The sequence below is a fragment of the Peptoniphilus sp. KCTC 25270 genome, from assembly GCF_021012875.1.
GTDB lineage: Bacteria > Bacillota > Clostridia > Tissierellales > Peptoniphilaceae > JAJMZJ01.
The window spans coordinates 110,900-135,396 of sequence record NZ_JAJMZJ010000002.1 but is presented as its reverse complement, the minus strand read 5'-3'; the positions used below and the strand labels follow the sequence as shown (position 1 = coordinate 135,396).

The 24,497-nt window shown below is 39.8% G+C and carries 36 protein-coding genes; 34 read left to right on the top strand and 2 right to left on the bottom strand.

Going from position 1 to position 24,497, the window contains the following annotated elements; translation table 11 throughout:
* The first annotated feature begins 110 nt into the window (after positions 1–110).
* From LQU94_RS04515 to smpB, 3 genes are read left to right on the top strand one after another with little or no spacing between them, the layout of a single operon-like run.
* Positions 111–1,289 carry a D-alanine--D-alanine ligase family protein gene (locus tag LQU94_RS04515; RefSeq protein WP_230696500.1) on the top strand — a complete coding sequence of 393 codons (1,179 nt, stop codon included), beginning with the start codon at positions 111–113 and terminating at the stop codon, positions 1,287–1,289.
* Positions 1,290–1,298: 9 nt separating this feature from the next.
* Positions 1,299–3,449, top strand: a complete 2,151-nt coding sequence (gene rnr / locus LQU94_RS04510) for a ribonuclease R (protein WP_230696499.1) — start codon at positions 1,299–1,301, stop codon at positions 3,447–3,449.
* A complete protein-coding gene (gene smpB, locus LQU94_RS04505) occupies positions 3,406–3,864 on the top strand; it encodes an SsrA-binding protein SmpB (RefSeq protein ID WP_230696498.1) in 459 nt (152 codons plus the stop codon). Before rnr ends, smpB begins: the two co-directional genes overlap by 44 nt.
* Positions 3,865–3,911: 47 nt before the next feature.
* On the opposite strand, the gene LQU94_RS04500 is transcribed toward smpB, so the two are convergent.
* On the bottom strand, positions 3,912–4,838 hold the full coding sequence (locus LQU94_RS04500; protein ID WP_230696497.1) for a nitronate monooxygenase family protein: 927 nt from the start codon (positions 4,836–4,838) through the stop codon (positions 3,912–3,914).
* 211 nt (positions 4,839–5,049) lie between these two features.
* On the opposite strand from LQU94_RS04500, the gene LQU94_RS04495 reads away from it, so the two are divergent.
* Together LQU94_RS04495 and clpB are read left to right on the top strand one after the other, a co-directional pair.
* Positions 5,050–5,970 (top strand): DnaJ domain-containing protein, encoded by a 921-nt coding sequence (locus LQU94_RS04495; protein WP_230696496.1) that lies wholly within the window; start codon positions 5,050–5,052, stop codon positions 5,968–5,970.
* Positions 5,971–6,012: 42 nt separating this feature from the next.
* Positions 6,013–8,589 carry an ATP-dependent chaperone ClpB gene (gene clpB, locus LQU94_RS04490; RefSeq protein ID WP_230696495.1) on the top strand — a complete coding sequence of 859 codons (2,577 nt, stop codon included), beginning with the start codon at positions 6,013–6,015 and terminating at the stop codon, positions 8,587–8,589.
* Between the two features lie 110 nt (positions 8,590–8,699).
* Here clpB and LQU94_RS04485 read toward each other — a convergent pair whose 3' ends face one another.
* Positions 8,700–10,499, bottom strand: coding sequence for an acyltransferase family protein (locus tag LQU94_RS04485; protein WP_230696494.1), 1,800 nt, complete (start codon positions 10,497–10,499; stop codon positions 8,700–8,702).
* Between the two features lie 518 nt (positions 10,500–11,017).
* Between LQU94_RS04485 and rpsJ the strand changes: the two genes are divergently transcribed.
* The 29 genes from rpsJ (at position 11,018) to LQU94_RS04340 (ending at position 24,494) form a co-directional block, all read left to right on the top strand.
* Complete coding sequence (gene rpsJ, locus LQU94_RS04480) at positions 11,018–11,335, top strand: 30S ribosomal protein S10 (protein ID WP_230696493.1); 318 nt, start codon at positions 11,018–11,020, stop codon at positions 11,333–11,335.
* A gap of 50 nt (positions 11,336–11,385) precedes the next feature.
* Complete coding sequence (rplC, locus tag LQU94_RS04475; protein WP_230696492.1) at positions 11,386–12,018, top strand: 50S ribosomal protein L3; 633 nt, start codon at positions 11,386–11,388, stop codon at positions 12,016–12,018.
* 18 nt (positions 12,019–12,036) lie between these two features.
* Positions 12,037–12,660 (top strand): 50S ribosomal protein L4, encoded by a 624-nt coding sequence (gene rplD, locus LQU94_RS04470; RefSeq protein WP_230696491.1) that lies wholly within the window; start codon positions 12,037–12,039, stop codon positions 12,658–12,660.
* Entirely contained in the window at positions 12,660–12,950 is a 291-nt protein-coding gene (gene rplW / locus LQU94_RS04465; protein WP_230696490.1) for a 50S ribosomal protein L23, read from the top strand. Before rplD ends, rplW begins: the two co-directional genes overlap by 1 nt.
* Positions 12,951–12,962: 12 nt before the next feature.
* On the top strand, positions 12,963–13,793 hold the full coding sequence (gene rplB / locus LQU94_RS04460; protein WP_230696489.1) for a 50S ribosomal protein L2: 831 nt from the start codon (positions 12,963–12,965) through the stop codon (positions 13,791–13,793).
* 14 nt (positions 13,794–13,807) lie between these two features.
* Positions 13,808–14,089, top strand: a complete 282-nt coding sequence (gene rpsS / locus LQU94_RS04455; RefSeq protein ID WP_230696488.1) for a 30S ribosomal protein S19 — start codon at positions 13,808–13,810, stop codon at positions 14,087–14,089.
* Positions 14,090–14,103: 14 nt separating this feature from the next.
* Positions 14,104–14,439 carry a 50S ribosomal protein L22 gene (gene rplV, locus LQU94_RS04450; RefSeq protein ID WP_230696487.1) on the top strand — a complete coding sequence of 112 codons (336 nt, stop codon included), beginning with the start codon at positions 14,104–14,106 and terminating at the stop codon, positions 14,437–14,439.
* Positions 14,440–14,454: 15 nt separating this feature from the next.
* Positions 14,455–15,183 carry a 30S ribosomal protein S3 gene (rpsC, locus tag LQU94_RS04445; protein WP_230696486.1) on the top strand — a complete coding sequence of 243 codons (729 nt, stop codon included), beginning with the start codon at positions 14,455–14,457 and terminating at the stop codon, positions 15,181–15,183.
* Positions 15,184–15,203: 20 nt separating this feature from the next.
* A complete protein-coding gene (gene rplP, locus LQU94_RS04440) occupies positions 15,204–15,644 on the top strand; it encodes a 50S ribosomal protein L16 (RefSeq protein WP_230696485.1) in 441 nt (146 codons plus the stop codon).
* Complete coding sequence (rpmC, locus tag LQU94_RS04435) at positions 15,634–15,840, top strand: 50S ribosomal protein L29 (RefSeq protein ID WP_230696484.1); 207 nt, start codon at positions 15,634–15,636, stop codon at positions 15,838–15,840. The genes rplP and rpmC overlap by 11 nt, the downstream gene beginning before the upstream one ends.
* Before the next feature lie 6 nt (positions 15,841–15,846).
* Positions 15,847–16,101 (top strand): 30S ribosomal protein S17, encoded by a 255-nt coding sequence (gene rpsQ / locus LQU94_RS04430; protein ID WP_230696483.1) that lies wholly within the window; start codon positions 15,847–15,849, stop codon positions 16,099–16,101.
* 20 nt (positions 16,102–16,121) lie between these two features.
* Positions 16,122–16,490 (top strand): 50S ribosomal protein L14, encoded by a 369-nt coding sequence (gene rplN / locus LQU94_RS04425; protein WP_230696482.1) that lies wholly within the window; start codon positions 16,122–16,124, stop codon positions 16,488–16,490.
* 14 nt (positions 16,491–16,504) lie between these two features.
* On the top strand, positions 16,505–16,819 hold the full coding sequence (gene rplX, locus LQU94_RS04420; RefSeq protein ID WP_230696481.1) for a 50S ribosomal protein L24: 315 nt from the start codon (positions 16,505–16,507) through the stop codon (positions 16,817–16,819).
* A gap of 11 nt (positions 16,820–16,830) precedes the next feature.
* Positions 16,831–17,373 (top strand): 50S ribosomal protein L5, encoded by a 543-nt coding sequence (gene rplE, locus LQU94_RS04415; RefSeq protein WP_230696480.1) that lies wholly within the window; start codon positions 16,831–16,833, stop codon positions 17,371–17,373.
* A gap of 14 nt (positions 17,374–17,387) precedes the next feature.
* Positions 17,388–17,573 (top strand): type Z 30S ribosomal protein S14, encoded by a 186-nt coding sequence (locus tag LQU94_RS04410; RefSeq protein WP_230696479.1) that lies wholly within the window; start codon positions 17,388–17,390, stop codon positions 17,571–17,573.
* Between the two features lie 26 nt (positions 17,574–17,599).
* Positions 17,600–17,995: a 30S ribosomal protein S8 gene (gene rpsH / locus LQU94_RS04405; protein ID WP_230696478.1), complete on the top strand. Its 396-nt coding sequence runs from the start codon at positions 17,600–17,602 to the stop codon at positions 17,993–17,995.
* A gap of 16 nt (positions 17,996–18,011) precedes the next feature.
* Positions 18,012–18,551, top strand: a complete 540-nt coding sequence (rplF, locus tag LQU94_RS04400; protein WP_230696477.1) for a 50S ribosomal protein L6 — start codon at positions 18,012–18,014, stop codon at positions 18,549–18,551.
* Between the two features lie 17 nt (positions 18,552–18,568).
* Positions 18,569–18,931 carry a 50S ribosomal protein L18 gene (gene rplR, locus LQU94_RS04395; RefSeq protein WP_230696476.1) on the top strand — a complete coding sequence of 121 codons (363 nt, stop codon included), beginning with the start codon at positions 18,569–18,571 and terminating at the stop codon, positions 18,929–18,931.
* 32 nt (positions 18,932–18,963) lie between these two features.
* Positions 18,964–19,455 carry a 30S ribosomal protein S5 gene (rpsE, locus tag LQU94_RS04390; RefSeq protein ID WP_230696694.1) on the top strand — a complete coding sequence of 164 codons (492 nt, stop codon included), beginning with the start codon at positions 18,964–18,966 and terminating at the stop codon, positions 19,453–19,455.
* Between the two features lie 13 nt (positions 19,456–19,468).
* Positions 19,469–19,645, top strand: coding sequence for a 50S ribosomal protein L30 (rpmD, locus tag LQU94_RS04385; RefSeq protein WP_230696475.1), 177 nt, complete (start codon positions 19,469–19,471; stop codon positions 19,643–19,645).
* Positions 19,646–19,660: 15 nt separating this feature from the next.
* Positions 19,661–20,110, top strand: coding sequence for a 50S ribosomal protein L15 (gene rplO, locus LQU94_RS04380; RefSeq protein ID WP_230696474.1), 450 nt, complete (start codon positions 19,661–19,663; stop codon positions 20,108–20,110).
* Positions 20,111–21,391, top strand: a complete 1,281-nt coding sequence (gene secY, locus LQU94_RS04375) for a preprotein translocase subunit SecY (RefSeq protein WP_230696473.1) — start codon at positions 20,111–20,113, stop codon at positions 21,389–21,391.
* Positions 21,392–21,403: 12 nt separating this feature from the next.
* A complete protein-coding gene (locus LQU94_RS04370) occupies positions 21,404–22,060 on the top strand; it encodes an adenylate kinase (RefSeq protein ID WP_230696472.1) in 657 nt (218 codons plus the stop codon).
* Complete coding sequence (locus LQU94_RS04365) at positions 22,060–22,326, top strand: KOW domain-containing RNA-binding protein (RefSeq protein ID WP_230696471.1); 267 nt, start codon at positions 22,060–22,062, stop codon at positions 22,324–22,326. The genes LQU94_RS04370 and LQU94_RS04365 overlap by 1 nt, the downstream gene beginning before the upstream one ends.
* A 14-nt stretch (positions 22,327–22,340) precedes the next feature.
* Entirely contained in the window at positions 22,341–22,559 is a 219-nt protein-coding gene (infA, locus tag LQU94_RS04360; RefSeq protein WP_230696470.1) for a translation initiation factor IF-1, read from the top strand.
* A gap of 19 nt (positions 22,560–22,578) precedes the next feature.
* On the top strand, positions 22,579–22,692 hold the full coding sequence (rpmJ, locus tag LQU94_RS04355) for a 50S ribosomal protein L36 (RefSeq protein ID WP_005957387.1): 114 nt from the start codon (positions 22,579–22,581) through the stop codon (positions 22,690–22,692).
* Positions 22,693–22,706: 14 nt separating this feature from the next.
* Entirely contained in the window at positions 22,707–23,069 is a 363-nt protein-coding gene (rpsM, locus tag LQU94_RS04350) for a 30S ribosomal protein S13 (RefSeq protein ID WP_230696469.1), read from the top strand.
* A gap of 12 nt (positions 23,070–23,081) precedes the next feature.
* Positions 23,082–23,477, top strand: a complete 396-nt coding sequence (gene rpsK / locus LQU94_RS04345; protein ID WP_230696468.1) for a 30S ribosomal protein S11 — start codon at positions 23,082–23,084, stop codon at positions 23,475–23,477.
* A 69-nt stretch (positions 23,478–23,546) separates the two neighbouring features.
* Positions 23,547–24,494, top strand: a complete 948-nt coding sequence (locus LQU94_RS04340; RefSeq protein ID WP_230696467.1) for a DNA-directed RNA polymerase subunit alpha — start codon at positions 23,547–23,549, stop codon at positions 24,492–24,494.
* Positions 24,495–24,497: the final 3 nt, after the last annotated feature.

The window sequence follows — 24,497 nt, the reverse complement described above, 5'->3', positions numbered from 1 at the left end:
TCTTTTTTATCGTATTGTGGAAATATTTATGAAAATATGAATCAAAGTAAAGGGATAAGGGAGAACAAGTGGTATAATATAAGTAACTATGTTTAATTGAGGTGAATTGGATGAAAAAAATTGCGGTTTTATTCGGTGGACGTAGCGTAGAACATGATGTTAGCGTGATTACCGGAATGCAAGTCATTGAAAATATGGATAAGGAGAAATTTATTCCCGTTCCTGTATATATTACAAGAGAAGGAAAATGGCTTAGTGGAGAGTCTTTAGGAAATTTTGCCACTTTTAAGAAAAATGATTTTTCTCAGGCAAAAGAAGTTTTCTTCAAAATGGATCCCAAAGATCCAAATCTCTATACGATTGAAGAAGAGGGGGGCGGATTGTTTTCCAAAAAATCTGCCGGCTTAAAAGTCTACGAAAAAATTGATGCCATTTTCCCTGCTTTGCACGGTACCTATGGGGAAGACGGAACTATGCAGGGGTTTTTGGATTTAATGGACATTCCTTACGTTGGCTGTAACACTTTAAGTGCTGCCGTTGGAATGGATAAAGTAATTATGAAAGAAATCTTCCGTGACTACGGGCTTCCTGTGTTGGATTTCCGTACCTTCTATCGCAATAGCTGGAAGGAAAATCAGGAAGGGATTTTAGCAGGAGCAGAAGAATTGGGCTATCCATTGTTTGTAAAACCAGCCAATTTAGGCTCTTCTATTGGAATTTCTCGGGTAACCAATCGAGAAGAATTGGTAGAAGCCATTGTTTTGGCTCTACACTATGACCGAAAAATTTTGGTGGAAAAAGCAGCCAATGAACCAAGAGAAATCAACGCGGCGGTTTTGGGATACGAGAATTCTTTGGCGGTGAGTGCTTGTGAAGAGCCATTGGGTTGGAAAGAGCTTTTGACTTTTGAAGACAAATATATGAGTGGTGGAAAAGGCAGCAAAGGGGGAAAACAAACATCCAACTTGCGTAATGTTCCGGCTCCATTGGATGAAGAATTACAAGAAAAAATTGAAAAATATGCCATGGGCGCATTCCGTGCCATTGATGCATGTGGAACGGCTCGTATCGACTTTTTAGTAGATGATAGCGGCGTATATGTAAACGAAATCAATACTTTACCAGGATCCATCGGTTTTTATTTGTGGGAACCAAAAGGAATTCCAATGAAAGATTTAATCACTCGTCTATTGGATTTGGCAGAAGAACGTCAAAAAGATAAACGAGCCAATACCTATACTTTTGATTCTCATTTATTTGAAAAAACAGGATACGGTAGCAAACTATAAGGAGGGCGTATGTCCATTCAAAAACGAATTCTTGAGCTGATTCATCGAGAAGGGCCTTTAACAAGGGAGCAAATCCTTCAAAAAATGAAGGTAAATAATGATTTAAGAAAAGAATTTAAGACGCTGATTAAGAATATGGTAAAAGAAGGCCAGCTATACAAAGATGAAGAGAAAAAATTTCATATTGTCAGTAAAGAAAATTTGCTTGTAGGAACTTTACAGGGGAATGAAAAGGGATTCGGATTCCTTCTTCCAGAGGAGGAAGGGGTAGAAGATGTATATATTCATGAAACAAAAATGAATTCGGCACTTCACGGAGATCGTATTTTGGTTCGTTTGCGAGAAAAACGCGAAGGGGACAAGCGATTGGAAGGGATTGTAGAAGAGGTTTTGGAACGCTCTACAAAGACTATTGTTGGAACCTATGATGATGCGGGAAAATTTGGATTTGTCATTCCCGATGAAACCCGAATGGGGACGGATATTTTTATTCCGAAAAAACGAAAAATGGGGGCAAAAGAAGGACAAAAAGTCGTTGTTGCCATTGATAAATATCCTACTCCCAGTCGGAAACCAGAAGGGCGCATTATTGAAGTTTTAGGATATCCTGAGGATAAAGGCGTGGATGTAATGAGCGTGGCTTATTCTATGGACATTCCTATTGAATTTCCAAAGGAAGTTTTGGAAGAGGCAAAGGCCATTCCAGATACTGTTCCAGCCAATAGCCTTCGTGCTCGTTTGGATTTAAGAGAAGTAAAAACTTTTACCATTGATGGAGCGGATTCAAAGGATTTCGACGATGCAATTTCCATTGAAGAAAAAGAAAATGGGAAATACGAATTGGGAATCCATATTGCCGATGTGGCAGAATATGTTCGGGAAAACACCCATTTGGATAGAGAGGCAAGAGAGAGGGGCAATAGTGTCTACTTGCTAAATAAAGTAATCCCTATGTTGCCAGAAGAATTATCCAACGGAATTTGTTCTTTGAATGAAGACGTAGATCGTCTAACCCTTAGTTTGTTAGTGGAAATTGATATAGAAGGAAATGTAACAGGACATAAATTGGCGGAGTCTGTGATTCGAAGCCACCGCAGAATGGTCTATGGAAATGTTTCGGATTTCTTAGAGGACAATAGCAAGGTGCATTATTCCCTAGAAGGATTTGAAGAAGAGCTATTGACCATGGAAAAAATTGCTCGAGCTCGTTTGAAAAAACGAAACGAACGGGGCAATATTGACTTTGCTTTCGCAGAACCAAATATTCAATTGGATGAAGAAGGGCGTCCTATTTCTATTACCGTAGAGGACCGCCGTTTTGCCAATCAGTTAATTGAAGAATTTATGTTGTTGGCCAATGAAACAGTGGCCAAGGAATATTCTGATAAAAAACTTCCTTTCTTATATCGAATTCACGAGGAGCCAGACGAAGAAAAATTAGAAGTTTTGAACTCTATTATCCGTCCATTTGGCTATCATCTTTCCGTAAGCGAAGAGATTCAGCCGAAAGATGTACAGGCTTTAATGAAGAAAATCAAAGGAAAGAAAGAAGAATTGTTAATCAGCACGATGGTTCTTCGAAGTATGCAAAAGGCAAGATATAGCTATGAACGGGATATTCATTTTGGATTGGCAGCAGAATATTATAGCCATTTCACCTCGCCCATTCGTAGATATTCTGATTTGACCATTCATAGAGTGATTAAGGCCGATTTGAACAAACAGCTTACCAGTAAATTAATTGCAAGATACCAAAGCATATTCCCAGATATTGCCTCCCATGTTTCGGCTACGGAAAAAACGGCTCAAGAAGCAGAACGAAAAGTAGCGGATGTAAAGATGGCTCAATATATGATGGATCATATTGGAGAGGAATTTACGGCGAGGGTATCAGGCATTACAGGATTTGGAATTTTTGCGGAATTAGAAAATACCATAGAAGGATTGATTTCGTATCATTCCATGGGTGAGTTCTATCATTTTGACGAAGAAAATTATCGCGCGGTGGCAGAACATAGCAAAAAAGAATTCCATATTGGAGATGAGATAAAAATAAAAGTAGTCGCGGCTGACCCAATTAAAGGCAGAATCGACTTTAGTTTAGGCGGTGAAGAAGATGGCGAAGAAAGTAGAGAAGGGAACGCTGGCAAAGAATCGTAGAGCGACCCACGATTACTTTATTGAAGACACCTATGAAGCGGGAATTTCCCTTGTGGGGACAGAAGTAAAATCTTTGCGTCAAGGAAAAGCCAATTTGCAAGAAGCGTTTTGCAAAATTAAAGAGGGAGAAGTATTTATTGAAGGAATGCATATTTCCCCTTATGAACAGGGAAATATTTTTAATGTAGATCCCCTACGTACGAGAAAATTGTTGTTAAATCGTTCAGAAATACGAAAATTAGAGCGGGACATTCAACAAAAAGGTCTGACAATTATTCCTTTGAAACTGTATTTGTCTCGGGGAAGAGTAAAAGTTGCCATAGCAACGGCTCGAGGGAAAAAACTGTACGACAAAAGAGAATCCATCGCAAAACGAGATGTGGAACGAAGAATGCAGCAAGCGGTTCGAAGATAAAGGACACAAAAAAAGCAAGGAGGAAAATCCTTGCTTTTTCTTTTTGTCTATTTGCAAATAGAAGATTTTGCTTCTTCGTATTCTTTGAAAAGTGTATCGATGATTTCTGCGACACTTTCTCTTTTTGTAACGTGACCAACAGCCTGTCCAATCATAACAGAGCCCCATTCCACATCGCCTTCTACAGAAGCGCGGCGAGTAGCGCCCGTTCCTAATTCTTCCAATTCTTTTTGGCGTCCGCCTTCTTTTTCCAAAGGTAAATATTTTTCCGTCATTTTATTTTTCATAACCCGTACGGGATGAGACATATAGCCTGTTACGGTAACGTCCTTGTCCTGGGCTTCAATAACGGCGTCTTTGAATTTTTCATGGACGTTACATTCATTGGCAGCTAAGAAACGCGTTCCCACTTGAACGCCTTGCGCACCTAAAATTTCAGCCGCTAAAATTTGACGACCACTGGCAATTCCACCAGCTGCAATTACTGGAATGTCAACGGAATCTACAATTCCTGGAAGAGCAGCCATTGTATTTAAGGCGCCAATATGACCGCCGGCTTCAGCTCCTTCAAAAATACAAGCTTTTGCTCCAAGTTCCACAACTTTTTTTGCCATTTTGCTATTTCCAATAACAGGGACAACAGTCATGCCTGCGTCGGTTAATTTTTGGAAATAAGGCGCAGGATTTCCTCCACCAGCAATGGCGAAAGGAACTTTTTCCTCTAAAGCCACTTCAATAATTTCTTCGATATTTGGATAGGAAAGAGCCAAGTTAACAGCGAAGGGTTTATCGGTTAATTTTCGACATTCATGAATATGATGGCGAAATTCTTCTGCGCTATAACCGCCAGAAGCCAAAATTCCTAAGCCGCCAGCATTGGAGACGGCCGCTGCTAAATTATGATCCGAAACGTGGGCCATTCCTCCTTGTAAAATGGGTTTTTCGATTCCAAAAAATTCTTGTATAGTAAACATAAAGTAATCCTCCTTTGTTTCAAATGGTTTATTCTCTTGAAAATATACCCAAAAATGGGTAAGAATAACTGGCGAGAAAAAAATGGAAAATAAAAATCAAACAAAAGTCAAATAAAGTCAAAAAATTTAAGGAATCTATTGCAATAAAGGGAAAAAGGTAGTATACTTATGTAAGTCAAAGAAGGTCAATAAATCCCAAAGGGGGTATGTTATGGAATATAAAGATTATTATAAAGCGCTAGGGGTTGAAAAAACAGCTAGTGACAAAGAGATAAAAAAAGCCTATCGAAATTTAGCGAAAAAATATCATCCGGACTTAAATCCAGGAGATGAGGCGGCGCAGGAAAAATTCAAAGAAATTGGCGAAGCTTACGAGGTTTTATCGGATCCAGAAAAACGAAAAACCTACGATACTTTTGGTACTTCAGGGAATTTTTCAGGAGGAATGAATTTCGACCCAAGCCAGTATGGATATAGTTATTCCACTGGCGGTAGCGGCGAATTTAGCGATTTCTTCGAAATGTTCTTTGGAGGAAAAGGGGCAGGAAGTCAGAGTCAATCGGCGGGGGGATTTGATTTCTCCCATATTTTTGGTGGTGGGGGAAAAAGTCGTAGATCCCCTCGTAGACAAACGTATAACACGGATTTATCCGTATCTATTTTTGACGCTTACAAAGGAATCGACCGGAATGTGACCTTAGATATTAATGGGGAACCGGTAGATGTTTTGGTAAAAGTTCCTGCAGGGATTACCAGCGGAAAGAAAGTAAAGGTAAGGGGAGAAAAAATTGGAATTGAAGGAGATATTTTATTCAAGATTCAAATTTTAGACGGAATCAACACCCGCTTAGATGGCTTGGATATTGTAAAAACAGAGGATATTTATCCTTGGCAAGCTCTTTTAGGGGATAAGGTGTTGGTTCAGACGCCGGCAGGAAAAGTTCGCATCACGGTACCAGAAGGTACAAGGGGTGGAACAAAACTGCGAGTTCCCAATAAAGGATATAAAGATTTAAGAGGAAAAACAGGGAACTTAGTGGTTCAATTTAATATTATAAATCCAACGGATTTAACCGATGAACAAAAGAAAATTTACGAAGAATTAAAAAATAGCTACAATCAAAATAAATAAAAGAAAGAAAAAAATAAATAAAAATACAATAGGAGGTAGACTATGCAATTTGATAAATTTACACAAAAATCTTTAGAAGCCATTCAAGGAGCGCAAGAATACGCTCGTGAAATGGGAAATCCTCAAGTGGATGAAATTCACTTACACAGAACTTTGTTGGAAGATGAAAATGGATTGATTCCAAGAATTTTAACCTATATGGACGTAGTTCCTTTGGCTTTACAATCGGAAGTAGAACACGAGATTTCTCGTCTATCCAAACAAACTGGTGCCAATCCACAACCATCGAACGATTTCAATAAGGTTTTAACGGAATCTGTAAAAGAAGCACGAAAATTAAATGACGACTACATTAGCGTGGAACATTTATACATCGCTTTGTTGAAAAACAAAGGAAGCAAGTCTTCCAAACTATTTCAGAAATACGAAATTACCCTAGATGGTTTTATGGAAGCTTTGCAAAAAATTCGAGGAAACCAAAGGGTTACAAGCGACAATCCAGAAGATATGTATGAGGCCTTGGAAAAATACGGACGGGATCTAACCTCTGAAGTGCGAAAAGGGAAAATGGACCCGGTTATTGGTAGAGATGATGAAGTGCGAAATGTTATTCGTATATTAAGTCGTAGAACCAAAAACAATCCCGTTTTAATTGGGGAACCTGGCGTTGGGAAAACAGCCATTGTAGAAGGGTTGGCCCAAAGAATCGTAGCGGGAGATGTTCCAGAAGGATTAAAAAACAAAACCATCTTCTCTTTGGATATGGGAGCTTTAATTGCAGGGGCAAAATATCGAGGAGAATTTGAAGAGCGTCTAAAGGCTGTATTGAAAGAAGTAGAAAATTCAGATGGCGAAATCTTAATGTTTATTGACGAAATTCACAACATTGTAGGAGCGGGAAAATCTGAAGGGGCAATGGACGCTTCCAATTTGTTAAAACCAATGCTTGCAAGGGGAGAACTACATGCCATTGGGGCAACTACTTTGGACGAATATAGAAAATATATTGAAAAAGATCCGGCTTTGGAACGAAGATTCCAAAAAGTGTTGGTTCAAGAACCAACAACCGAAGATACTATCTCTATTTTGCGTGGATTAAAGGAAAAATACGAAATCTATCACGGAATTCGCATTAGCGATGGGGCCGTGATTCAGGCGGCCACTTTGTCCGATCGTTACATTACCGATCGTTTCTTGCCAGATAAAGCCATTGATTTAATGGATGAGGCTTGCGCCATGGTAAGAACTGAGATTGATTCTATGCCAACAGAAATTGATGATATTCGTCGTCACATTTTGCAATTGGAAATCGAAAGAGAAGCTTTGAAAAAAGAAACTGACGAGGCTTCAAAAATTCGTTTGGAAAAATTGGAGAAAGAACTTTCTGAGAAAAAATCCGAATTTGATAGCTTAACCGCTCGTTGGGAAAGCGAAAAGAAATCTTTGGAAAGTGAAAAAACCATAAAAGAAGAAATTGAAGAAGTACGCCACGAAATTGAAGAGGCGGAAAGAAAGTATGATTTGGAACGCTTAAGTGCTTTACGATATGGACGTTTGCCTGAGTTGGAAGAAGCGTTAAGAGAAGCAGAATCCAAAGCCAAGGGAAAAGATTCCATGGTAAAAGAGCAAGTAACCGAGGAAGAAATTGCCGAAGTAGTTAGTAAGTGGACAGGGATTCCTGTAACAAAATTGGCCGAAACCGAGCGAGAAAAATTATTGCACTTAGACGACATTTTGCAAGAACGTGTCATTGGACAAAACGAAGCCACAAGAGCCGTATCCGATGCCGTGTTACGGGCAAGAGCTGGTTTGAAGGCGGAAAATCGTCCCATTGGTTCTTTTATCTTCCTAGGACCAACCGGGGTAGGAAAAACCGAAACAGCAAAATCCTTAACCGAAGCACTATTTGACGATGAAAGAAATATGATTCGAATCGACATGAGTGAATATATGGAGAAACATTCCGTATCTCGTTTGGTAGGATCTCCTCCAGGATATGTAGGATATGATGAGGGGGGTCAATTAACCGAAGCCGTTCGAAGAAAACCTTACTCTGTGATTCTATTTGACGAAATTGAAAAAGCTCATCCCGATGTGTTTAATATTTTGTTGCAAGTATTAGACGATGGGCGTTTAACTGACAACCAAGGACGTACAGTAGATTTCAAAAATACCGTCATTATTATGACATCCAATATTGGATCCCAAGATTTAATTGAAGGAATCGATGACAAAGGAAACATTACGGAAGAAGCAAGAGAAGAAGTCGATAGACAAATGAAAATGCACTTCCGTCCAGAATTCCTAAACCGAATTGACGAAATCGTCTTGTTCAAACCATTGTTACAAGAAGAAATTGTAAAAATCATCGACGTGGCCATTGCTGAAATTGAAAAACGTCTAAAAGAACGTCAAATGATATTGGAAGCAACGGAAGAAGCGAAGATGAAGATCTTGGAAGAATCCTACAACGTATTGTATGGAGCAAGACCAGTAAAACGCTATATTCAAAACAATATTGAGACAAAATTGTCCCGTGCTTTGATTCAAGGAAGTATCTTTGATGGCGACCGCATTAAGATTGACTACAAAGACGGAGAATTTGTTATTGAGAAATAAAAAAGAAAGCTGCTACAGAATTTCTGTAACAGCTTTTTTCTTTGCCTAAAAATAGAGTCGATGAAGAAAAGGAAAAATAAACGAATTTTCCATAACAAAAAAAGTGGCTCCTATTCGGGAGCCACTTTGGTTTGCAGTAGATTTTTCGCAATCAATTGAGATAGAACATAACAACCTTTTTCTACGGGGTGCGTATTGTCTTCTCTAAATAATTCGCTTTGGGTTTTGGCCAAGGAATACCAATCGATCAAATGGACCCGAGGTGAATTTTCCGCCGCTTCTTGGATTTTTTTGTTTACAGATTCTTCCCAAGGATCTGGCATAACGGTATTTACAAGATACAAAGGATGGGGTGCTGTTTTTTGGATAATTTCTTCCAGCCGTTCCTTTTGGAAATCGGCATTCGTTCCCAACTGAATAACAATAGGGTCGGCTTCCCCAAGAGAAGGCAAATATTGATCCAATAATTCAAAAGAATGAATCATTTGGCGATTTACTTTTCCATCAATAATAAATTGAGGAAAATATTTTTGCAACACGGAGGCTGTTCCCTCCATTACGCTGTCTCCAATGGCCAATCCCTTCATTTCGATGGTTCTTGTATAGCCTTGTGGCGACATAGCAATTTCAGGATAAAGAGCATTTACCTCTTCCATATTTTTCCAAAGATCGATTTGTTCCGGCGTGTCTCCCAAAGGAGCATCGGAAGATAGGGTTTCTGGCGAAAGATTTGGATCGGAAGTTTCTCCTTCTTGAGGGACAATAGGCCCTTGTGTTGTTTGGGTTTCTGAAATGTCTTCGGAAGGGGAATTCTCTTCTTGGGTAAGGAAAGAGAAGAAAAGAATGCTCGCAAGAATTAGGGAGAGAACGGGAAGGAGAAATTGGTAGCTTTTTCTTTTTTCCCATACGCGATAGCTGTATTCTGCCACAATTGCTAGAAGAATCAGTTGCAACAAAACCTGAATTCCGTAGGGGAGCGTACTGTGGGAAAAGAGTTTTTGAAAAATTAACATAATGGCATATTGCCATAGGTAATACGAGTAGGCTCTCTTTCCAAAAAAAGTAAAAATAGGATGGGATAAAAAGGTGGCAAAAAAGTTGTCGTCCTTTGAAATATAAATCAAAAGAAGAGACGTTGCCAAAGTAAAGAGAAGCATCCCTCCGTAGTAAAGAAGAGGAGATTCTTTAAGGAAAAGAAAAGCCCCTAATAAAATTATTCCCAAAACACTAGCGAGGAACCCCTTGTTTTTATGGGATGTATTGGAGCTTCCAACGGTTCCAATGGATCCAATTAAAGCGCCGATTCCAAAGGAGAAAAACCGAGTATCGGTTCCATAATAAATCCGTGTCATATCTTCGTGGGAAGGAGTCATACCGATCATGAGTAAGAAAGAAACTCCACTAAATAAAAAGAGAGAAAAAGTTAGTTTCTTCCGGTCATTTTTGGAAAAAAGGAGCAAAAACGCCCAAATTAGATAAAATTGCAATTCAGCAGAATGGGCCCAAAGATGGGTAAAAGGGCGAAGGCTTCCATGTAAATCGAAATACGAAAGGCCTTGAAAAATTTGTTGCCAGTTGTTGAGACCCAAAAGAGCAAAAGCTCCTTGCCATCTTAAGTCAGGTAGGCTATCTCTATAAAAGAAAAAAGTAAACAAAGTGACCGTAGCAATCATAAAAAGAGCAGTAGGCATTAGTTTTAGGTATTGTTCTTTTACTTTTTGTAAGGGATTTTTATGGGGCAACAAAAGATATTGACGCATAAGGAGATATCCGCTTAAAACAAAGAAGATAACAACGCCTAGGTAACCTCCTTGTATTTTTGTAGGAAAGAGATGATAGAGCATAACAGCCCATAGGGCAATCCCTCTTAGTCCTGTAAAAGATTTTATATGTAAAGATTTTTGTTTCAAAACATCCTCCTAGTGGAAATTCATAAATTTTGCAAAAAAATTAGAGAAGAAAACTTCTTTTCTTCTATTATATAGGGATATTTTTTTCGTTTATTTGGAATTCTTACAGGGATTGGGTAAATATATTAAGTAATTCACGTAAAAAACAAGAAAAATTTCCTAAGATATTGTATCATGTTTTTTTGGAATGAAAAGGTGTAATTGGAAAAAACAAGAAAGAAAATCAAGAAAAATTAAAAAAACCCTTGCTATCCCTAGGAATATTGGTTATAATACCAAGGTATGGTTATGACATGCGTTGAAGCAATAGGTGGCTCAGAGAAACGGCGAAGCAAGGAATTAGCTTAGTTTTGAGCGTATTGCAAGCTGTTGATGAGGGAATTATTGTCGAGAATGTCCGATCTGGAATTGGGCGATAGAGTGCCCTTTATTTTTTAAGGGGACACCGAAACACCCGGATGGGTTGTTCGGGAGCTCTACCCTCACTGAACGAGTAAAATGCGATAGGAGGGACTTAAATGTCTACAAATGTAAAACAAAAAATTAGAATTCGTTTGAAAGCCTATGACCACGAATTGTTGGATAATAGTGCTCATCGAATTGTGGAAGCAGCAAAAGCTAGCGGTGCAGAAGTTTCTGGACCTGTTCCACTACCAACTGAAAAAGAGATTATTACAATCTTACGTTCTGTTCATAAGCACAAAGATTCTAGAGAGCAATTTGAACAAAGAACACACAAACGTCTTATTGATATCTTAAATCCAAATCAAAAGACTGTTGATTCACTTATGAAGCTCAACTTACCTGCAGGGGTAGATATTGAGATTAAATTGTAAGCCGTTGGACTATATGATTGCATGGCAATCCGCTGTAATGGAGGTATGAAATGAAATATGCAATTGGAAAAAAAGTAGGAATGACGCAAGTCTTCGCTGAAGATGGTGCAGTTACTCCTGTAACGGTTGTCTTGGTGGAACCCCAAGTAGTCGTTCAAAGAAAAACAAAAGATATTGACGGTTATGAGGCAATTCAAGTGGCTGCTGGCGCGGTAAAAGAAAAACGCGTAAACAAGCCTTTGAAAGGTCACTTTGACAAAGCCGGCGTAGAATATAGAAAATATCTACGTGAATTCCCAGTTTCTGAGGGATTCGATTACAATGTTGGCGATGAGCTAAAAGTTGATATCTTTGAAGCGGGAGAAAAAGTAGACGTTGTTGGTACAAGCAAAGGTAAAGGTACTGCTGGTATTATCAAACGCCACAACTTTGGTCGCGGTCGTGAAACTCACGGTTCTAAATTCCACAGAATGCCTGGTGGTATGGGAGCGGCTTCTTTCCCAGGTAAAGTATTCAAAGGTCATCGTATGGCTGGTCGTATGGGTAATGAACGAGTTACAGTTCAAAACTTGGAGATTGTACGCGTAGATAGCGAAAACAACTTCATGTTAATCAAGGGTGCCATTCCTGGACCTAAGAACGGCCTTGTTCGCGTTCGTTCTACTGTAAAGAACGGCAAATAGGCATAAGGAGGACTCGAAATGACAAAATATCAAATGATTAACGTAGAGGGTAATCCAGTTGAAGAAATCGAATTGAACGATAGTATCTTCAATGTAGAAATCAACGAACATGTAGTTTACTTGGTTGTTAAAAACATTTTGGCAAACAAGAGACAAGGTACACAATCTGCGAAAACACGTTCTGAAGTACGTGGTGGTGGACGTAAACCTTGGAGACAAAAAGGTACTGGTCGTGCTAGACAAGGTTCTATCCGTTCTCCTCAATGGAGAGGTGGGGGAATTGTCTTCGCTCCAAAGCCAAGAGATTACTCTTACACAACTCCTAAGAAAGTTCGTCGTTTAGCAATGAAATCTGTCTTAACTTCTAAAGTACAAGAAAAAGAATTGATTGTTGTTGACAACTTTGTTATGGACGCACCAAAAACAAAAGAATTCGCTGGTTACTTAAAAGCAATGGGAGCACAAAACAAAGCGTTGTTTGTAACTGCTGATGGCGATGTAAACGCAACAAAGAGTGCGCGCAACATTAAAAATGTAGCTGTTTCTACAGTTGATACATTGAATGTTTACGACATTCTTAAATATGATTCCCTAATCCTAACCAAGGATGCTTTGGATAAGGTAGTGGAGGTGTACAACTAATGAACAATTTTGACATTATTAAACGCCCAATCATTACAGAAAAATCTATGATGGATATGGAAGAAAACAAATATACTTTCGAAGTAGATAAAAGATCAAACAAAACAGAGATCAAAAAAGCTATCGAATCCATCTTTTCTGTAAAAGTTGAGAAAGTTTATACCATGAATATGAATGGTAAGAAGAAGCGCCAAGGCGTATACAGTGGACGTCGTCCAAACTGGAAGAAAGCCATTGTGAAGCTTGCTGCTGATTCCAAACCTATCGAATTCTTCGAGAACATGCAATAAGGAGGGAATCTAGTGGAAATTAAAAGATACAAACCGACGACTCCTGGCCGTAGAAACATGAGCGTCGCTAGTTTTGAAGAAATTACAAAATCAACACCAGAGAAATCTCTTGTTGTAACTATCAATAAAAGCGCTGGACGTAATGCCCACGGTCGCATTACAAGCCGTCACCGTGGTGGTGGGGCTACAAAAAAATACCGTATTATCGACTTCAAACGTAATAAAGACGGTATTCCAGGAAAAGTAGCAGCTATTGAATACGATCCAAATCGTACTTCTTACATCGCTTTGATCCACTATGTAGATGGTGAAAAACGCTATATCTTAGCTCCTAAAGGACTAAAAGTTGGCGATATGATCGAATCTGGTGAAGAAGCCGATATCAAAGTAGGTAATGCTTTGCCATTAAGAGCGATTCCAGTTGGTACAACGGTACACAACATTGAAATGGTTCCTGGCAAAGGGGGTCAATTGGCTCGTTCTGCTGGGGCAGAAGCTCAATTGATGGCGAAAGAAGGAAAAATGGCTCAATTGCGTTTGCCTTCTGGAGAATTCCGTTTGGTAAGCGTTGAGTGTCGCGGAACCATTGGTCAAGTAGGAAACTTGGCTCATGAGTTGGTTACAATCGGTAAAGCTGGACGTAGCAGACACATGGGTAAACGCCCACACGTACGTGGTTCTGCCATGAACCCTGTAGACCATCCACATGGTGGTGGGGAAGGCCGTACACCAATTGGTCGTCCATCTCCAATGACTCCATGGGGTAAACCTGCATTGGGATTAAAAACTCGTAAGAAAAATAAGAAGAGCGATCGTTACATCGTTCGTCGTAGAACGAAATAAGGGAGGAGGAAATCATGTCCAGATCCTTAAAGAAAGGGCCTTTCGCAGATGAGCATTTATTTAAAAAGGTCGATGCGTTAAACGAAGCAAACAAGAAAGAAGTAATTAAGACTTGGTCACGTCGTTCCACTATCTTCCCAGAAATGGTTGAACACACAATCGCCGTTCACGATGGTAGAAAACACGTTCCAATTTATATTACAGAAGATATGGTTGGCCACAAATTAGGTGAGTTCGTATTAACAAGAACATACCGTGGTCATGCCGGTAGTGAAAAAACTACCAAGATGAGATAAGGAGGCAATTCTTAATGGAAGCTAGAGCGATAGCAAAATATGTTCGAATTTCTCCTTTGAAAGTAAATTTCATCTGTGCAGAAATTCGCGGCAAACAAGTAGATGAAGCTTTGGCCATGTTAAAGTTCACACCAAAACGTGGTGCTAGAGAATTAGCAAAAGTTCTTCAATCTGCTGTAGCCAATGCAGAAAACAATTTGAACTTAGATAGAGAAAACTTAATCGTCACTGAAGCTTATGCAAATGATGGTCCAACAATGAAACGTTACCGTCCAAAAGCTAAAGGTATGGCTTATCCAATTTTGAAAAGATCAAGCCACATCGGTGTCGTTGTTGCTGAGAGAGAGTAAGGGGGGAGAGTCAGAATGGGTCAAAAAGTTAATCCTCATGGTCTTCGTGTTGGGATCATTAAAGAATGGGATTCAAAATGGTACGCAAACAAAAAGGACTTTGCCGATCTTCTCGTAGAAGACAATAAAATTCGTAAATATGTTAAGAAAAATTTATTTCAAGCTGGAATCTCTAAAATTGAGATCGAGAGAGCTGCCAACAAGGTTAAAGTTTCTATCTCCACAGCAAAACCAGGTATGGTTATTGGTCGTGGCGGAGCTGGCGTTGAAGATTTACGTAAAGCTTTGGAAAAATTAACTGGCAAAAGCATTGTTGTAAACGTAGACGAAATCAAAAATCCTGATTTGGATGCACAATTGATCGCTGAAAACATTGCAGCACAATTGGAACGTCGTGTATCTTTCCGTCGTGCGATGAAACAAACCATCCAACGTATTATGCGTCTTGGCGTTAAAGGGATCCGTACACAAGTATCTGGTCGTCTAGGCGGAGCAGATATGGCTCGTACCGAAGGTTACAGTGAAGGTACAATTCCTCTACAAACACTTCGCGCAGACATCGATTATGGTTTTGCTGAAGCGGATACTACTTATGGTAAATTAGGGGTAAAAGTTTGGCTATACAAAGGCGAAGTTCTTCCTCAAAGACCTGAAGGTCGTCGCCGTGATCGTAGAGACAATAAAAGAAGAGGCTCTGACAATCGTCGCAGAGATAACCGCAAAGGTCAAGAAAACAACCGTTAAGAGGGAAGGAGGAAACGCATATGTTGATGCCAAAGAGAGTTAAATATCGTAGACAACACCGTGGCAGAATGAAAGGTGTGGCTCACCGTGGTAATACATTATCTTATGGTGATTACGGTATCCAAGCTTTAGAGCCTGCATGGATTACTTCCAATCAAATCGAGGCAGCTCGTCGAGCTATGACAAGATATATCCGTCGTGGTGGTAACATTTGGATTAAAGTATTCCCAGATAAACCAGTTACTGAAAAACCAGCGGAAACACGTATGGGTTCTGGTAAAGGGGCTCCTGAATATTGGGTAGCAGTTGTAAAACCAGGACGTATTATGTTTGAAATGAGTGGAGTTTCTGAAGAAGTAGCAAGAGAAGCTATGCGTCTTGCCGCTATGAAACTACCAATTAAAACGAAGTTTGTGGTTAAGAAACAAGAAGAAAGTGATGGTGAATCGAATGAGAACTAAAGACATTCGCCAAATGTCCAGTGAAGAACTGGCTACAAAAGTAAACGAGTTGAAGAATGAGCTTTTCAACCTCCGCTTTCAACTTGCTACTGGTCAATTAGACAATCCGTCTTCTATTAAAGGCGTTAAGAAAGATATTGCTAGAGTTAAGACCATCCAAAGAGAGCGCGAGCTCAATGTGGAAAAGGAGGCGTAATTACTCATGGAAAGAAACAATCGAAAAGTAATCTCCGGTCGTGTGGTTAGCGACAAAATGGATAAGACCATTGTAGTCGCTGTTGAGACTTTCAAGACTCATCCAATCTACAAGAAGAGATTTAAGAATACGAAGAAGTTTAAGGTTCATGACGAGAACAACGAAGCGGGCATTGGCGATATCATTCGCGCCATGGAAACACGCCCACTTTCTAAAGACAAGAGATTTAGACTCGTACAAATCGTCGAAAAAGCGAAGTAAGCAAAGAGGAGGTTCTCGAAATGATCCAACAGGAAACGAGATTAAAAGTTGCAGACAACTCCGGTGCAAAAGAGCTCGGCGTCATTAAAGTATTAGGCGGAACAAACCGTCGTTATGCTAACATTGGCGATATTGTAGTTTGCTCAGTTAAAAATGCAACACCAGGTGGCGTTGTCAAGAAAGGAACAGTAGTTAAAGCAGTTATTGTTCGTTCTAAGAGTGGAATCCGTCGTTCAGATGGTTCTTATATAAAATTTGACGAAAATGCAGCTGTCGTCATCAAAGAGGACAAAAACCCACAGGGTACACGTATTTTCGGCCCTGTAACGAGAGAGTTAAGAGGAGAAAACTTTATGAGAATTATCTCCTTGGCTCCAGAAGTTCTTTAAGGAGGTGGCATAGAATGCGCATTAAAAAAGGTGATACCGTCGAAGTAATCGCTGGTAAGGATAAAGGAAAGACAGGAAAAGTTCTTCGTTGTATTCCAAAGCTTGATCGCGTAGTTGTCGAAGGTGTCAATGTAGTAACGAAACATCAAAAGCCACGGGGACCACAGAAACCAGGCGGCATCACAAAAAGCGAAGCTCCAATTCATGTTTCTAATGTTATGTACTATGATACAAAAACTAAGAAAAGATCAAAAATTGGATACAGCTTTGAAAATGGCAAAAAGGTTCGTGTAATCAAGTCCTCCGGTGCCACAATTAACGATAAGTAAGGAGGCGCAAGATGACTTTAAGATTAAAAGATAAAGAAAGAAATGAAGTAGCTAACGCTATGATGGAGGAATTCAAATACGATAACGTAATGGAAATTCCTCGTTTAGAAAAAGTGGTAATCAATATTGGTCTTGGAGAAGCAAAAGACAATCCAAAACTTTTGGAATCAGCGATCAAAGATTTAACCATTATCTCTGGTCAAAAACCATTGATTACAAAAGCGAAAAAGAGTATCGCGAACTTCAAATTGCGTGAAGGCAACCAAGTAGGTTGTAAAGTAACTTTACGTGGCGAGCGTATGTATGATTTCTTAGACAAGTTAATGAACGTAGCTCTTCCACGTGTACGTGACTTCCGTGGTGTAAGTGGTACTTCTTTTGACGGTCGTGGAAACTACGCTCTAGGTTTGAAAGAGCAATTGATCTTCCCTGAAATTGAGTATGATCAAATTGATAGTTTACGCGGTATGGATATTGTAATTGTAACTTCAGCAAAAACTGATGAAGAAGCAAAAGCGTTTTTGGGCAAATTGGGAATGCCCTTTGCGAAGTAAGGAGGGCATGAAGAATGGCAAAAAAATCAATGATTGCTAAGCAACAGAGAAAGCCAAAATTCAGCACGAGAGCGTACACAAGATGTAGAGTTTGTGGACGTCCACATGCCGTATTGAAAAAATATGGAATTTGTAGAATTTGTTTCCGTGAACTGGCCTATAAAGGACAGATCCCTGGCGTTAAAAAGGCGAGCTGGTAAGGCCAACCGAAAGGAGGAAAAGCATTATGATGACAGACCCAATTGCGGATATGCTTTCGAGAATTCGAAACGGTAACGATGCAAGACATAAATCTGTTCAAATTCCCGCTTCAAATATTAAAACTGAAATTTCTCGTATTCTTCTTGAGGAAGGTTACATTAATGGATATGAAGTCCTTGAAGATGACAAACAAGGTATCATCAAAGTGGATTTGAAGTATGGAAACAATGATGAGAAGGTAATTAGTGGTATTAAGAGAATTTCTAAGCCTGGTCTTCGTGTGTATGCGAAGTCTACAGAAATCCCTCGTGTACTTGGTGGTTTAGGTATCGCTGTGATTTCTACATCTAAAGGTATCATGACAGACCGCGAAGCACGTAAGGAACAAGTTGGCGGAGAAGTACTCTGCTATGTTTGGTAAGGATTGAGGTGATCAAATGTCTAGAATTGGAAAAAAACCCATCGAAATCCCTGCTGGCGTAGAAGTTAAAATTTCGGACAATAATGTTGTTGAAGTAAAAGGTCCTAAAGGAACTTTAACTACAGAAGTAGCAAAAGACATCACTGTAAAAATGGAAGATAACACCATTACAGTAGAACGTCCAAACGACAACAAAGAAAATAGAGCGTTACATGGTTTATACCGTTCTTTGATTGCTAACAATATCGAAGGCGTAACAAAAGGTTACGAAAAAGAGTTAGAAATCATTGGTACTGGTTACCGTGCAGCAAAATCCGGAAATAAATTGAATTTGAACTTAGGTTTCTCTCATCCAGTAGAGTTGGAAGATCCAGCTGGATTGGAAGTAGAAGTACCTTCAAATACAAAAATTATCGTCCGTGGGATCGACAAACAAAAAGTTGGCGCTTATGCTGCTTACATTCGTAGCTTCCGTCAACCAGAACCTTACAAAGGTAAGGGAATTCGCTACGTTGGCGAATATGTACGTCGTAAAGTCGGTAAGACTGGTAAGTAAGAAAGGAGTGGAGTGTTTTGTTTAAGAAAGTCGATAAAAATAACAATCGCAAAGCGAGACATACACGTGTCAGACGCAAGATCAACGGAACGTCTTCCAGACCTCGTCTTGCCATCTACCGTAGTGCACACCACATTTATGCACAACTCATTGATGATGCAAGCGGCAAGACTTTAGCTTCAGCTTCTACTTTGGATAAATCCTTAGGATTAGAATCTACAAAGAATACAGAAGCGGCTAAGGCTGTTGGTGAAGCGATTGCAAATAAAGCAAAAGATATAAACGTAGAAGAAGTAGTCTTTGACCGTAGTGGTTATGTGTATCATGGACGTGTTCAAGCTTTGGCTGATGCAGCTCGTGATGCAGGACTTAAATTCTAAGCAGGGAGGGAACAGGATTGAATCGTAAAAAGATGAATACGAAAGATATGGAACTCGAAGAAAGAGTTGTTGCGATCAACCGTGTTGCGAAAGTCGTTAAGGGCGGTCGTAACTTCCGTTTCTCCGCTTTGGTGGTAGTCGGAGATCGCAACGGTAATGTAGGCGTAGGTATGGGGAAAGCTTTGGAAGTACCTGAAGCAATTCGTAAAGCAGCGCAAGCCGCTCGTAAGAATATGGTAAAAATCAACTTACGTGGTAATACCATTCCTCATGAAATCACAGGTGTATTTGGCGCAGGTCGTGTATTCTTAAAACCTGCTCGTCCAGGTACTGGGGTTATCGCTGGTGGATCTGTTCGTGCGGTATGTGAATTAGCGGGTATCCGTGATATCTATACTCACAGTATTGGTTCAGCAAACCCAAGAAACACTGTAAATGCTACTATTCAAGGTCTTGAAAGCTTAAAAACAGCAGAGTCTGTGGCTAAGTTACGTGGCAAATCAGTAAACGAAATCTTAGGATAAGGGGGAGACTGTGATGAATACAATTAAAATTCAACTCAAAAAAAGCCCTATCGGAAAGATTGAAAAACATAGACGTACCGTTAAAGCTTTAGGGCTAAGAAAAGTAGGTCAAATCGTTGAACAAAACGACACACCTCAAATTCGCGGTATGATCGATAAAATCAACTATATGGTTGAGATCATCGACTAAAGGAGGTGGCAGAAAGTGAAATTGCATGATTTAAGACCTGCTGAAGGTGGAGGAGTCAAAGCAAAGAAACGTCTTGGCCGCGGTATTGGATCTGGTACTGGTAAAACTGCTGGTAGAGGTCACAAAGGACAAAACGCCCGTAGTGGTGGTGGCGTGCGCCCAGGTTTTGAAGGGGGCCAAATGCCTTTGTTCCGTCGTATTCCAAAACGTGGATTTACAAATATTTTCAAAAAAGAATACGCTGTTGTTAACGTAGACAGCTTAAACCAATTCGATAATGGAGCAGAAATTACTCTTGACGCATTGGTAGAAAAAGGACTAGTTCGTAAAAGCGAAGCAAAAGACGGTCTTCGTATTTTAGGAAACGGTGACTTAAACGTATCTGTAACAGTTAAAGCACAACATTTTACCAAATCTGCTGCTGAAAAAATTGAAGCAGCTGGGGGAAAGGCAGAGGTGATCTAAATGATCCAAACCTTTAGAGATGCTTGGAAGATCCCTGAAATTCGTAGAAAGCTTCTCTTCACCTTATTGATGCTTGTAGTATATCGTTTGGGTTCTCACATTCCAGTTCCATTTATGAACAATGAAGCGATCCAACAATTATTTCAATCTCAACAAGGTGGTATACTTTCTTTTATGGATTTAATGAGTGGGGGTAATGTAAGTAGTTTCTCTATTTTTGCAGCCAACATTTATCCATACATTACGGCTTCTATCGTAATTCAACTTTTAACAATTGCCATTCCATCTTTGGAAGCATTGTCAAAAGAAGGAGAAGTAGGGCGTAAGAAAATTGCAAAGTATACAAGGTATTTAGCCGTTGCTTTGGCAGCCGTACAAGCAATTGGATATACCTTTGGTATTTTCCGTATGGCTGTTACGACTACCAATATGTTCCAAAACCTAGTAATCATCCTAAGCGTTGTAGCAGGTACTGCTTTACTAGTTTGGATTGGTGAACAGATTACTGAAAAAGGTATCGGTAACGGGATCTCATTGATCATCTTCGCAGGGATCGTAGCTCGATTCCCTCGTGATATTTACGCATCCATCTTAAAAGCTGCAGCTGGCCAAGTTAGCTGGGCATGGGTTGTCGTATTCTTAGTATTGGCCGTTGCCATTGTATTCTTCGTAGTTGCTTTGAATGAAGGACAAAGAAGAATTCCTGTGCAATATGCCAAACGTGTAGTAGGACGAAAAATGTATGGTGGACAAAGTACTCATATTCCAATTAAGGTTCTTATGAGTGGTGTAATGCCAATCATCTTTGCTCAAACCATTATGAGTATTCCGTCTATTATTGTAATGATGTCTGATCCAAATAGTGGAGCGGCAAAATTCATTACGAACTGGTTTACCCCACAAGGGGACGTAGGAATTGTTATTTATAGCATTCTTATGATGATATTGATTGTATTCTTTACGTATTTTTATACTGCAATTCAATTTAATACAGTAGAATACTCAAAGAATCTTCAACAAAACGGTGGATTTATTCCAGGCATTCGTGCTGGACGTTCCACTTCAGACTATTTGAACCGTACCGTAAACCGTTTGGTATTCCCAGGAGCCATTGCTTTGGCTTTCCTTGCGATTATTCCAGAGGTTTTAACGAAATTTACAGGCATGCACTTTAGTTTCGGTGGTACAAGTTTGATCATCGTTGTAGGTGTAATCTTAGAGACAGCAAGAGTATTGGAGCAACAATTATTAATGCGTCACTACAAAGGATTCCTAAAATAAGGAGGATCAAAAATGAGATTGGTCATTTTAGGCCCACCAGGAGCCGGAAAAGGTACACAAGCGGCTTCTATCGTTGAAGAATTTGATGTTAAACATATTTCTACGGGAGACATCTTCCGTGAAAATATTAAAAATGAAACGGAATTGGGAACCAAAGCCAAATCCTACATGGATCAAGGTTTGTTGGTACCTGATGAATTGGTAAATGAAATCGTCGTAGATCGCATTGCGAAAGACGACGTGAAAAACGGATTTTTATTGGATGGTTTCCCACGTACTGTAAACCAAGCCGTAGCATTGGATGCAGCTCTTGAAAACATGGAAACCAAATTAGATAGAGTCATCAATATTATCGTTGATTCAGAACTATTGATTGAAAGAGCATGTGGACGTCGCGTTTGCCCAGAGTGTGGCGCTACGTACCATATCTCAAACAACCCTCCTGCATCACCAGGAATTTGTGATGAAGATGGGGCTACTTTGATTCAGAGAGAAGACGACGTGGAAGAGACAGTAAAAACTCGTATCCAAGTCTATGAAGATCAAACCTCTCCTTTGGTAGATTATTATAAAGCCCAAGGTTTGTTGTTAGACATTGACGGAGGCAAAGAAATTGCTGCCGTTTGGGAAGACATCAAAGCAGGCTTAAAACAAGGAGCGAACGAATAATGATCAACACCTCTGATATCAGAGTGGGTCAGGTAGTTAAGTCCAAGGCAGGCAGAGATAAGGAAGAGTTCTTTGTGGTCTTGGAAGTTATAGACGATCAATATCTGAGTCTAGTAAATGGAGCTCGGAGAAAGTTGGAATCGCCTAAGCGAAAAAAAGTAAAACACTTAATGATAACGAAACAAATGGTGGATTTACAACCAACATCGAAGACGTTAAATGACAGCTATATTCGAAAAGAACTGTCTCGCTTCCAAGAGGCATAAAGGAGGATTCTTTCGTGGCAAAAGAAGACGTAATAGAAGTAGAAGGCGTCGTTACAGATGCCCTGCCCAACACCCAATTTAAAGTCAAGTTGGAAAATGGACATGAGATCTTAGCCCACATATCTGGAAAACTAAGAATGCATTACATTCGTATTCTTCCAGGTGATAAAGTAACCGTTGAGCTGAGTCCCTACGACTTGACCAGAGGAAGAATTACCTGGAGAAAGAAATAGAGGATTAGGAGGGACTAAGTTGAAAGTAAGACCTTCAGTAAAGAAGATGTGCGAAAAATGTAAAATCATTAAACGCAATGGACGAGTAATGGTAATCTGTGAAAATCCAAAGCATAAACAAAGACAAGGCTAAGGGGAGGTGTAAGTATGGCAAGAATCGCTGGTATTGACTTACCAAGAGAAAAGCGAGCTGAAATTGGCTTAACCTACATCTACGGAATTGGTCGCCCACGTGCGCAAGAAATCTTAACAAACGCTGGTGTTGATTTTAACACTCGTATTAAAGATTTAACAGAAGCAGAAGTGGCAGCAATCCGTGATGAAGTAGATAAATACAATGTAGAAGGGGATCTTCGCCGTGAGATCGCTTTTAATATTAAGCGTTTACGTGAGATCAACTGCTATCGTGGTATCCGCCATAAGAGAGGTCTCCCTGTACGCGGTCAAAAAACAAAGACCAACGCTAGAACTCGTAAGGGACCGAAGAAAATCGTCTCTAAGAAGAAATAGAGGAGGGAACCGATGGCAAAACCTAGTAAATCTGCGGGCTCTAAAAGAAGAGTACGCAAAAATATAGAAAAAGGACAAGCACACATTGCTTCTTCTTTTAACAACACCATGGTGACCTTGACTGACATGAGCGGAAATGTAATTTCCTGGGCAAGTGCTGGTCAATTGGGTTTCAAAGGATCAAGAAAATCCACACCATTCGCAGCGCAAGAAGCAGCACAAGAAGCTGCTTTAAAAGCAAAAGAACACGGATTGAAAACAGTTGAAGTTTACGTGAAAGGTCCAGGTAGTGGACGTGAAGCGGCAATTCGTTCTTTACAAGCATCCGGCTTGGAAGTAACCATGATCAAAGACGTTACTCCAATTCCACACAATGGATGCCGTCCGCCAAAACGCCGAAGAGTTTAATTTATCTGACACAGATAAAATGTTCAAGATTACTCCTCGATTAACCCACTGATAGGAGGGCGAAATTTGATGATAGAAATTGAAAAGCCAAATATTGTTATTGAACAATTATCTGATGACGGCAAAGAAGGGCGTTTTGTTGTAGAACCACTAGAAAGTGGTTATGGCATTACCCTAGGGAACTCCTTGAGAAGAGTATTGCTCTCTTCCCTTCCAGGCGCCGCAGTGACATTTGTCAACATCCGTGGAGTTGAACACGAATTTGGTGTTATTCCTGGCGTTTTAGAAGATGTTCCAGAGATCATCCTTAATATTAAGGGGATCGTTCTGCGTTCCACATCGGATACACCAGTTAGAGTGGCAATTGAAAGCAAAGGCGAAGGCGTTATTACTGCTGGAGATATTGAAGTTCCACTTGGCGTTGAGATAGTAAATCCGGATCATCACTTGGCTACTTTGAACGAAGATGCCAATGTATATATGGAACTTGTAGTGGAACGTGGCCGCGGCTACGAACCATCTGAGTTAAAGAAGGATGAAGTTACTGAAATTGGTATCATTCCTGTTGATTCGAATTATACACCGATTCGCAAGGTAAACTGGAAAGTTGAAAACACTCGTGTAGGACAACGCACAGACTATGATCGTTTGATCCTAGATGTTGAAACAGATGGATCTTTACCAGCCGATGAGGCTACTTCTCTCGCTGCTAAGATTTTGACAGAGCATCTTAATTTATTCATCGGCATGACCGAACATGTAAGTGATGTCAACATTATGGTTGAAAAACCAGAAGACACCAAAGAAAAAGTTTTGGAAATGACCGTAGAAGAATTGGATTTGTCAGTAAGAAGTTTCAACTGTTTGAAACGTGCAAACATCAACACTGTGGAAGAACTTACAAACAAATCAGAAGATGACATGATGAAAGTACGCAACCTTGGGAAGAAGAGTTTAGAAGAAGTACAAGCAAAATTACTTGAACTAGGACTATCTCTCAGGGAAGAAGAAGAGTAAAAG